At 45.1% G+C, this 10,388-nt stretch carries 13 protein-coding genes and 1 pseudogene; 2 read left to right on the plus strand and 12 right to left on the minus strand.

Annotated features, from left to right (window positions below; translation table 11 throughout):
- The 9 genes and pseudogenes from IH879_12550 to IH879_12590 all read right to left on the minus strand — a co-directional run bounded on the left by IH879_12550 (window position 1) and on the right by IH879_12590 (window position 7,479).
- Window positions 1-436: pseudogene (locus IH879_12550) on the minus strand (FAD-dependent oxidoreductase).
- Window positions 437-491: 55 nt separating this feature from the next.
- On the minus strand, window positions 492-1,349 hold the full coding sequence (locus IH879_12555; GenBank protein ID MCH7675769.1) for a sulfite exporter TauE/SafE family protein: 858 nt from the start codon (window positions 1,347-1,349) through the stop codon (window positions 492-494).
- 120 nt (window positions 1,350-1,469) lie between these two features.
- Window positions 1,470-2,696, minus strand: a complete 1,227-nt coding sequence (locus IH879_12560) for a SpoIIE family protein phosphatase (protein MCH7675770.1) — start codon at window positions 2,694-2,696, stop codon at window positions 1,470-1,472.
- 110 nt (window positions 2,697-2,806) lie between these two features.
- Window positions 2,807-3,685 (minus strand): cation transporter, encoded by an 879-nt coding sequence (locus tag IH879_12565; protein ID MCH7675771.1) that lies wholly within the window; start codon window positions 3,683-3,685, stop codon window positions 2,807-2,809.
- A complete protein-coding gene (locus tag IH879_12570; protein ID MCH7675772.1) occupies window positions 3,681-3,896 on the minus strand; it encodes a dodecin domain-containing protein in 216 nt (71 codons plus the stop codon). The genes IH879_12565 and IH879_12570 overlap by 5 nt, the downstream gene beginning before the upstream one ends.
- 219 nt (window positions 3,897-4,115) lie before the next feature.
- On the minus strand, window positions 4,116-4,571 hold the full coding sequence (locus IH879_12575; protein MCH7675773.1) for a RidA family protein: 456 nt from the start codon (window positions 4,569-4,571) through the stop codon (window positions 4,116-4,118).
- Between the two features lie 52 nt (window positions 4,572-4,623).
- Window positions 4,624-5,109, minus strand: coding sequence for a DUF2938 family protein (locus IH879_12580; protein ID MCH7675774.1), 486 nt, complete (start codon window positions 5,107-5,109; stop codon window positions 4,624-4,626).
- A gap of 149 nt (window positions 5,110-5,258) precedes the next feature.
- Window positions 5,259-6,293: a zinc-binding dehydrogenase gene (locus tag IH879_12585; GenBank protein MCH7675775.1), complete on the minus strand. Its 1,035-nt coding sequence runs from the start codon at window positions 6,291-6,293 to the stop codon at window positions 5,259-5,261.
- A 181-nt stretch (window positions 6,294-6,474) separates the two neighbouring features.
- Entirely contained in the window at window positions 6,475-7,479 is a 1,005-nt protein-coding gene (locus tag IH879_12590) for an MBL fold metallo-hydrolase (protein MCH7675776.1), read from the minus strand.
- A gap of 150 nt (window positions 7,480-7,629) precedes the next feature.
- Between IH879_12590 and IH879_12595 the strand changes: the two genes are divergently transcribed.
- Window positions 7,630-7,851, plus strand: a complete 222-nt coding sequence (locus IH879_12595; GenBank protein ID MCH7675777.1) for a hypothetical protein — start codon at window positions 7,630-7,632, stop codon at window positions 7,849-7,851.
- Between the two features lie 377 nt (window positions 7,852-8,228).
- Entirely contained in the window at window positions 8,229-9,080 is an 852-nt protein-coding gene (locus IH879_12600) for a DDE-type integrase/transposase/recombinase (protein MCH7675778.1), read from the plus strand.
- A gap of 235 nt (window positions 9,081-9,315) precedes the next feature.
- On the opposite strand, the gene IH879_12605 is transcribed toward IH879_12600, so the two are convergent.
- Genes IH879_12605 through IH879_12615 form a run of 3 tightly spaced genes read right to left on the minus strand, consistent with a single transcriptional unit; the run spans window position 9,316 to window position 10,371 of the window.
- On the minus strand, window positions 9,316-9,690 hold the full coding sequence (locus tag IH879_12605) for a hypothetical protein (protein ID MCH7675779.1): 375 nt from the start codon (window positions 9,688-9,690) through the stop codon (window positions 9,316-9,318).
- Window positions 9,691-9,737: 47 nt separating this feature from the next.
- Window positions 9,738-10,097: a hypothetical protein gene (locus IH879_12610; protein ID MCH7675780.1), complete on the minus strand. Its 360-nt coding sequence runs from the start codon at window positions 10,095-10,097 to the stop codon at window positions 9,738-9,740.
- A gap of 22 nt (window positions 10,098-10,119) precedes the next feature.
- Window positions 10,120-10,371 (minus strand): hypothetical protein, encoded by a 252-nt coding sequence (locus tag IH879_12615; GenBank protein ID MCH7675781.1) that lies wholly within the window; start codon window positions 10,369-10,371, stop codon window positions 10,120-10,122.
- Window positions 10,372-10,388 lie beyond the last annotated feature (17 nt).

The following is a 10,388-nucleotide window of genomic DNA, read 5'->3' on the forward strand; positions in this document are numbered from 1 at the left end:
GTACGGTTTCCCGCCAACCTACATTAATGAAAATCTTAGGCGCTTCTAGTTGTTCCTCACCAACTCTGACCGTGCGAGGGCCTTCGAAGCGAGCGTGACCTTCGTAAACCGTACAGTTCTCCATGCTCTTGAGCCAGTTTTACACGCCTTTGTTGGATACTCCCGACACCTCGTCCTTACGTGCCTTGACCTTTTTCATGTCCACCCTGATGGAGCCATCGATCATTACACCGAAGTCGGCAGCACGTCTGGCCATGTAGGCAGCACGGGCGCTGGCCACGAGGGTTTTGGTGGGGATACATCCGGTATTAACACAGGTTCCACCAAACAGTTTGCGTTCGACGATCGCTACGTTCATCCCGGTGCCAGCCAAACTGCCGGCGAGAGATGGACCGGACTGTCCCGTGCCAATGATTATCGCGTCAAATTTTTTCATTTTTTTGCCTCCCAGTTTTTGTCATATCCCCATTCCATCATTACTGAGCATCTCTTTACAGTATGACTTCCCCAAGGGTTAACGCAGCTACTAAGATAAAAAGAATAGCTAAACCGCGCTCTAAAAGATGCTGTGAAATTCGGCTGGATACCAATGAGCCTAACTGTCCGCCGATGAGGACCCCTGGGACGGTGAAAACAACCAAGCTAAGCACTATACTCAAGGTCTCTCCGCCAGTTTGTACGAACTTTATGAAATGCCCCGTGGAGGCGACCAGGGCGGTAATCGCAACCACAAACACACTAGAGGCCACAGCGACCCGACTGGGCACCCGACAGCGTTGTAGGAGAAAATAACCATTTAATTCCCCCTGGCCCGTAGATATCATGCCGATGAACAGACCACCCAATCCGGAAAAGAAACGACCCTCATTGCGATTGCAGACAGAATAGCGAATCTCTTCACCTTCTCTCGTTACCAGGCATGTCTCGGCTTTCTCACCCTCGTACTCTTTCTGGATAGCGTCATCCAGGCCCTCAACCCCATCATGATCAGGTGCTCTCAGGAAACTGATTGCAATTGCTAATAATCCTCCACCAAGTATCACCTTAAGAAATTCAGAAGGAACATATCCGGCTACCCAGGTACCTAGCAAAGCCATTGGGATAGTGGCTGTTAAAAGGTCGACACCTAACTTATAGTCAATCAACCGTTTGCGAGCATAGGCATACAAACCGCTGGCGAATCCAAAAACTTCTGTTATCAGACCCGTTCCAATCGCAATTTCTGGAGAAAGACCCAAGGCGAGAATGAAAAGCGGTGTAAAAAATGTCGCACCTTCTACACCTGAAGCCATAGCTATGGTCGCAATTAGGATTGAAATGGGGAACATAAACCAATATTCCAATGTCATACCACGTACCTCCGGTTAGAGTTAATGCATGTACGCCTAATTCCTTGTGGGCCCAAATATGAGCACGCTCTAGAACTGCTTGTCTATGATTTTTGTCACATTAATGATGTCGAATTGACACTAAGCTTTTTCGATGCCGAGAATTGTAATATCGTCCCAATTGTGGTCCTGATTACTAAATCTTCGAGCTAATGAAACAAGATGTTCAATCAATTTTTCACCGGACTTTTCACTATTTTCCAAAATCATGTTTTTTAAGAATTCGTAACCAAATTGTTCATTTGCTTCGTTTTGTATTTCGCTTAGGCCATCTGTGTAAAGAATTAAGGAATCGCTTTCCTCCAACTTAATAACAACCTCTTGTCCAGGCGTGTACGATGCTTTTTCGACGACTCCGAGCACCAGCCCGCTGGCTAAAACTGGCTCGACCCTATGCTTGCTACGCCGGAGGACAATTGGGTAAGGAATTCCACCATTGACGATGGAACACTGAGCGGATCTAGTATCTAAGATGACTACTAAGGCAGCTACAAATACATTGGCCGGTAGTATCTTCATAAGTGTTGCGTTCATGCCTGCGAGAATATCCCCGGTACCCATGTCACAGTTTTTAAAGTCCGAAAAGGACAATTTCAGCAGAGTCGTACTCAGGGCGGCTTGTATTCCGTGTCCTGTGATATCAGCTATCAGGATGGCAATGCGATTATTGGCTAAAGGCATGACATCGTAGAAATCACCACCAACTTCCAGCGCTGGCAGATATTTTGCCGTAAATGAAATACCGTTCGCTTCCGGAAACTCATTTGGAAGAAGTCTTTCCTGTAACTGACGGGCCAGAGAAAGCTCCTCCTTGAATAACTCTTGATTCTGCACCAAAGAATCCCGTTGTAAAAGAAGTGTGTCTAACTCGCGAATTTTCTTATGTAAAATCTCTTTCAGGTTTTTATTGGCGAGTGCATTTCGAATAACCAGTTTGAGGTGTTCATTGTCCCAGGGCTTTTCGATATATTGGAATATACCAACCTCATTGACGGCTTTGATGGCATTCTCTTTGTCGCCATAGCCCGTAAGCAGAATACGCACTGTATCCGGGTGTAACTTTTTAATTTCTGCAAGAAATTCCAATCCGTCCATATCTGCCATCAACGAATCTGAAATTACCACATCGACTGGTGTTGCCTGAAACATTTTAAGGGCATCTACCGCGGATTGGAATGCGAGAATTTCGTAGTTGGTCTCGAATTCAAGAAGAGTCTTGAGGCTATCAGTTACAACTGGCTCGTCGTCAACAAGCATGATTTTAGGCTTTGGTAGAGATCTCTCTTCATCTTCAATTTTGTCGCTCATTACTGAACCTTATGGTTAAAATTCTGTTCGTTGGGTAAAAACGTTTCTCATCCACCGAGTATAACCTTGGAGATGTCATGACACAGACACGCCCGTCATAAGCGGCGGTATTACTTATCCGACTCCATACTACAATCTCTATCTCCGTATTCGATTTCTATGGTGATATGCTCCAATCCCATATTTTTGGTAAGTGACTTGATTTCACGTTTCATCTGTGAAACTTTATCTTTAGCTGTGCTTTTATCGATCACCACATGGGTCGTCAAGACGTTATGTGCACCGTCTAACGACCAAAAGTGCGTATGATGGGTAGATTGTACTTTATCAATTGCTCGTATTTTCATTTCAATGTCATTGACATTACCAGACACTGGGACAGCCTGTAAGAAAAGTGCCGATGTCTTTCTTAGATTACGAAGCACATTGTACGAGACATAAAGTGTGACCAGCACAGCAAGTATTGGATCGAGAATGTACAAATCTGTGAAAAGCAGGACGACACTCACCACCAACACTGCCGCCCAACTCATCACATCTTCCAACAGATGCCAGGTAACCACCTGCACATTTAATTTCTTGCCATCCTTGACTCGTAATACCGCTAAACCATTAATGATGATTCCGGCGACGGCTAAAGCCATCATGCCCGTCGCGTCGGAAGGTTGCGGGTTGATGAGTCGTGGAATGGCTGCGGATAAAACAAATCCAGACCCGATAATTAAGACAACCATATTAGCCAATGCCCCTAGCAACGAAAAGCGCCGGTATCCATAAGAATACTTGGCGTCCTTTCCCTTGTGTGAGTATTTCTCTAGAAACCAAGACAAACCTAAAGAAAGACTGTCTCCAAAATCATGCAGCGCATCTGAGACAATGGCTACACTGTTTGTCCAGATGCCCCCGATAATTTCAACTAAGGTAAAAGCGAAATTTAAAAAAAATGCCGCTCTGAGATCGCTTTTGCTATCTTGAGTATGCACATTAATCGCCGGATTCGTATTTAAAAGACAGACTTACTTTGGCGCGGTAAGCGACAACTTTCCCGTTCTCAACTTTCAAGTCCAGTTTAGTAATTTCTGCGATTCTTAGGTTCTTAAGGCTTTCACCAGCAGTCTCAACAGCATGTTTCGCCGCTGCCTCCCAGGAAGCATCACTTGTTCCTACTAATTCAACCACCTTGTAAACGCTGTCAGCCATAGCTTTCCTCCTTAATTTAGAATGGTTTTGAAATACTTTAATTCACATCTTTGGGTGTTCGACCAAAGCCTCTTTATTCAAATATATTAGTCTATTTTGTCTGTGGTCACCTCCTTTCATATCCAAATCAATATTGGTACATTCCCTTGTTTCTAAACACTTTGCCATCCCGTAAGGTACTCTGTTTGTTAAATAGCTGCTTCTTTTGGTTTAGAAACACTATTTGATTTCTGCAATAACTACCAGTATTATGGTTGCGTTTTTGGGTAATTTTGAATAGCTAAATACAGTTCTTGCATGCCCTGATTTTTCGCCTAAGACTTTTTTGAGCAAATCAGAGGCTCCGTCCAAGACTTTTGGCTGATCAATAAAATCAGGTGAACTACTAACATGGCCATCAACTCTAACTATTTTTACTAGGCGATCAAACGTACCCAGTTTCTTTTTAATTTGTGCTAAAACATTTACCGCAGCTAATTCTGCCGCCTGATAGCCTTCTGATAAAGTTAGATCTGACCCAACCTGCCCCTGATAAATTAATTTCCCATCTGAAACAGGTAGTTGCCCGGAGATGTAAATCATGTTTCCACTAATCACTGCGGCTTCATAGTTGCCGATTGGCTCTGGAGGACTATCGAGTGTAAATCCCAATTCAGCTAATTTTTGTTCTATCATTTTATCTCCTTAAGAATAAACTGGAGAGCAATGAAAATTGCTCTCCAGTGCCTTAGGTTCGCGCCGTCCTCACGCCCGCCACCTTGAGGCTCAACGTGAGCGAGAGCCCATATGCAATGTGTACGACCAAGGTCGAGAGCATCATCCAGCCCGGAGCCGGAGTGTTCGTGAAAAACAAACCCACACCAAATGCGAGTGGGGCCACGATCACCCAGGCGGCGAGCTGCGTGATAAGGGCATAGATCAGACCCTGCACGATCCAATTCCCGGGAACGCGCTTCTGGAGAAACGCCACCCAGATTAGAGCGAGTATCACGCCATTGGCGAAGTGCGCCAGGTTCCCCGCCACGAGTGTATAGGGTGCATCGGGATGGGCCGCCGTCATGCTGCCCGTATTCATCGCGCCGATGTCGATTGCGGCGAGCCCCAGTCCGCTCTGCCAAAATCCGGTCATGGTCATCACGTAATTGGCGATCAGACCCGCGACTACCGTCTTCCAGAACTGCTCTCCTGAGATTTCGCTGAGAGTGTGCGTCATTTTGAAATCACCTCCTTTTTATTCTTGACGTTCTTACGTTACTTTTGATAGATCCCAATCAAAACACTTTTAATTGATTATGTTAGTCTTGCGCTGACATCAATTTTTGTAGGGGCGATACGCACCTACTCACTCTGGATTCCTGACCTCTAGGCTTCCCAGGGTATCAGGACCATACTACCAGTCACCTTGTTCGTCGAGACCAACCTGTGTGCCTCCGCAGCCTCGCTCAGCGGCAGCGCCCGGTCTAGAGATGGCTTGATCTTGCCGTCGCGAACAAAGTCAAGGCCGGTGCGAAGCTCGCGGATGTCAGCAGCGAGTGCGCCACGGATTTGCTTCTGACCGAAGAAGAAGTTGCGGATATTGAACGTCACCTCGAGGCCGGCTACAAATCCGACCGCCACGAGGATGCCCTGGCCGCGCAGGGCGTCGATGCCCTGGGCTACGTACTCGCCGCCGAGATTGTCGACGACCACATCCACGCCGCGGCCGCCGGTCCAGTCTTGCACACGCTTGACGAGGTCCTCCTCGCGGGTGTTGATGACGAGGTCGGCACCCAGCTCTCGAACGGTCTCTCCCTTGGCCGCGCTGCGCACGGTCGTGGCCACGTCAGCGCCCAAGGCCTTGGCCAGCTGGATCATGAACGTGCCGACGCCGGAGCTGCCACCGGTGATCAGGATCTTGTCGCCAGCGCTGACCTCACCGAGGGACTTCACGGCGCGCACGGCGGTGGCGGCCCCCATTGGCAGCGTGGCGACCTCCGCAGGCGAGAGGCCGGTGTCGTCCTTGAGCACCCAGCGGGCCGGGATCTCAAGGTACTGCGCATAGGCGCCTGGTCTGTGAAGCCCGATGACGCCGTAACTTGGCGCCGCGCTGCCGGGGTGGATGTCCGCATCTTTCTCGTCGAATGGGTAGCCGGTGATGGGCACGACCCGCTCGCCGATTTCGAACCCGGTGACCCCTTCACCGAGTTCAGCTACCTCGCCAGCGGCATCAGCACCAAGGATGTGCGGGAAGGGCAGCTCTGGAACGACGGACCCTTCGCGGATGTAATGGTCAAAGCGGTTGACACCAGCGGCGAGTACCTTGATTAGAATGTGCCCTGGCTTGGGCTTTGGCGTCTCGATATCTTCGTACTTAAGCACGTCGATATCACCAAATTCATGGATAACTGCTGCTTTCATTTTATACCTCCTTATTTTGAATAGAAAATAGAAGTAACGGTGTTGTTAATTAACTAACATTCAAACTTCCATAAGATATTGTTTTAACAATAAATTACGTGTCATTCTGAGCACAAAGCCTACGGTTCTTATTTTCTGCAACTCATTGAATGCTGTGCCGTTTCATGTTGACCTGAAACCTTTATCGGGTAAACATTGCCCAATAGAAAACTTCTACATGAGTCTTGCCAACAATATCAAATTCTTCTTCTCTACCTTTTCGATATTTTTTGGCCAACAATTTATGCGCAAATTCGATTACTTCAACTTTGTAACCATTGAACCATACATAAGGTGAGTCGCCTCTAATATGGTCTGAAAAGTTTAATTCTGAAAAACCCCTGCCCAAATATTCCCGGATGTCAGCAATATAGTCTTGGATGAATTTAACATCTTCTTTATAACCCAAGTTGTTATGCCCAGTAACCATAACATCCCAGTCCATGCTCATCAAAGTTTCTAGATCGTTCTGAAATATTATCGGGTCCTGAGCGAGAGAAAAATTTCTGAACTCCAATTGATCAGGATGGACCATGTCAACAGCGTGTAATATTTTACGGTTTCCATCTTTAATCAAAAATACGGTATTGTCTGGTGTATGCCCAACAAGGGTTTTATATACCTCGAGATAGTGCCCCTCAAAATGTATTCCTTCTGAAATAATTTTTGTTGGTGCTGGCATGCCCATTTTATGAGCAATGAACTCATCTCTAACTTCTTCGGTCGCATATAGATCGATATCGTTGTTCCCCAGTTCTTTCAAAATGGCTCCAGCATCGCCGACGTGATCCGAGTGCGCATGGGAGTAAACAATAGCGCTAAGCGGCTTATTCGTTATCGCCTTGATCGCCGCAAGAATTCGTTTACCTCTCGCTATAGGAGCATCAATAAGCAGGACACTTTCTTTACCTACAACCACGGTGACATTGTAATACGAGACTGAAACCCAATAAACGTTTTCACTTAATCGTTGAATTTGAAAAGGTTTTTGGAAACGTTCGAGGTGCCCTCCTTCAACCTTCTGCAAGTTAACCGCTGCTACTGTAAGCGAAGCGGGTTTATAGATAAATTCCTGGCTGTTGACATTAGCCGCTAAGGACAGAACAAATGCTGTCAGTAACAATTTGCCTTTAATAATCGTTTTCATTTTTTTCTCCTGTTAATTCAGATCGTAGTGTCAAAAGTTAACACTACAATTATTTTCAATTAACTATTTTATAGTGACTTAGAACGATATTGACTTTTCTCCCCTTGTTTAATAGATTATTTTAGTCTGTTAAAGAAGGAGGGAAAACCCTTGCATAATATAGAGCGTTCAATCGTTTGGATTTGTAGACATTTCAACCATGAGCAAATTCTTCATCTAATCTCTGAACTTGTTAATATTCTGGAGAATAAGAATCCGGAGTTCCAACCTAAGGATGACTTCAAAGAACAACATCCGAACTACCGGGAATTTAGCACTAATCCTTTAGCGCCACTCGATTCCGCAGAAATTATCAAACCCAAAAAAACTTAAACTATAAAGAACTCCTTGCAGAATATGAGTCCAAATATGGCAAATCACTTAAACCAGTCAAAGTAAGAAGTCCTGAAAACTGCGTCCCCGAAACAACGAGGTGCCAACATTGTGATGCGCCCCATATTTACATCTATTTTAACGACGGCAAGAAACGCTCTCAGTTAAAATGCAAAGTCTGTGGCAATGTTTTCGGGCTTCATATCCGCTTTCGCAAACCCAATAAATACTTCTGCCCGTATTGTTTCAACGCACTTTATAAATGGAAAGAGCGTGAAGAAGTTACTATCTATAAATGTCACAACCATAAATGTCCACATCGTCAGGCAAAGCTCTCTGGTCTCAATACCTCTGAGAAAAAAGTACGGCAAGAGCGCTTGTCACAGTTTAAAATAAATTATCAGTACCGTGACTATCATTTCCAGCCTGGCGAGCTAAAAGTAGCCGAACCGGACAAACCCACTGTTGCTCTGCACCGTATCCACAATGATATCAATATCTTTGCCCTGATTTTGACTCTGCATGTCTCTTACGCCATCACAGCCCGAAAAACAGCCCATATGCTCAAGAATATCTGGGATATAGGCGTTTCATACCAGACCGTTTTGAATTATGTGCAAACCGCAGCTTACCATTGCCATAAGTTCAACCTCAAGCACAAAGGCTCTATTGATGACGTAAATGCCGGAGATGAAACCTATGTCAAAGTCAAAGGCGTCTGGCACTATGTCTGGCTGTTTATCTGCTCGACTTCAAAGAAAATCACCGCTTACCATTTTAGCGATAACCGTGGCGCAAAAGCTGCCATCACCGCAATGCTTGAGGCCGTGAGGACCGCAGACAAAAAACAAGATATCACTTTAGTCACCGACGGTAATCCATCCTACCAGGCAGGTCTGCATTTTATCAACGCAAACAATAAGCAACTCAACTTAAGTCTGAAGACCGTGGTTGGTCTGCAAAACCTGGATAAGGAGTCTGAAGAATACAGACCATACAAACAAATCATCGAACGACTCAACCGTACATTTAAATATCATCTACAGGCCCAAAATGGTTTCGGAAGCATCAATGGAGCTGTGGCCAAATTAGTCCTCTTTGTTACCCATTACAATTTCCTCAGACCACACAAGAGTCTGGGATATGAAACACCCGTGAAGTTACCTGAGCTGTCGGGTTTCGATAGAATTCAGAATAAATGGGTGAAAATCATTGCTCTCGCGGTTTAGGCCGTCGTTTTTCAAAGAACATTCTAACTTGCTTTACTTTTTCGTTCTACTATATTCTATTTGATCGGTGAAACGGAAACAGGCTCTGCTGAGGAGCAACCTGCCAGGGATAGCCGATCCAACGAAGATAGACGGGAGTATCAAAAAAACAGATACTCCCGTTTTTATTGCTATCTTTGTTGTTATCCCTAAATAAAACCTTCACAAATTATAGCCATTACAAATTTTCATTTTTTCATTGAACTTTTGACACTACCGTGTAAAAACCTTCCGTCGTGAAGTAATAAAATACCAGGCTTTCTTTTTTCCGATCCCAGACGACCAAGGTCTCACCGCCGTAAGCCCCTTCATTCACAGAGTGCAGGATACGGACGGCCTGGCCGTTTAAAGCACTTTCCCAGCGTGAAACATCTTCGAACGGTTTATCGGGATCCGCGTTGGGTGATTTCCCTCGCCAGGTTTTTCCGATAAAGGGTGATAACGGCTTGAGATGTTCATTTAATCCAGAGTTATTATTTTGTTTGTCTTCAGAGCTGCGAAGAGCGAAAGACATTGAGATTAGCACTGATAGTGTCAAAGAAATTGCTAAAATGAGTTTAGCTTTTTTCATTTCGTTACCTCCGTTTTTTTAGATTATTTTTTATGAAAAGTGTAATGTTAAACTGCTTTGCTGCTTTGACCGAACTTTTGGATCGCAAATCCGATAATTAAGCCAACGATTCCGCCCGGCAGCATAATTTCAGCAAAATAGTACTTGCCGTTTTCATCTGGCGCGAGTGCAATCAGAAAGGCAAAAAGTAATCCAATGAAACCTCCGAAAAGAATTATAGTGCCAAGAGAGTCAACTTTGCGGGCAAAAAAACCGATGATGAATCCGCCGATTAAACCCTTTAACGATGAAAAGAAAAGGATTCCAGGCAGCTGCGAGGCGATGACTTCCGGATAAAAAAGCGAAGTGAGTCCATCAAAGACTCCAAGTATTGCTCCCAAGATAAGTCCAAATATAGGTTTCGACATATCCCCTCCGTTTAAATATTCGTTAGATTTTTGAGTCGGCTACTTTTGGTTTTGCGCCAAACTTTTGTACGCCATAGCCTATGACTCCTCCAGTAATTATTCCGGGAAGCATGATTTCTAGCCAATAGTGTTGACCTTCTCCAAGGTATTGGCCGAGTGCGGTTAGAAAAGCAAAAAAAAGCGCGACAATCAGACCGAAAACAACAGCTTTGGAAATCGAGTTCACTTTTCGGGCGTACAATCCAATGATGAGGCCAACGATAATTCCTTTCAAGGATGACCAGGATGCAA

It is taken from the genome of candidate division KSB1 bacterium (assembly GCA_022562085.1).
In the GTDB taxonomy this organism is placed as follows: Bacteria; Zhuqueibacterota; Zhuqueibacteria; order Oceanimicrobiales; family Oceanimicrobiaceae; genus Oceanimicrobium.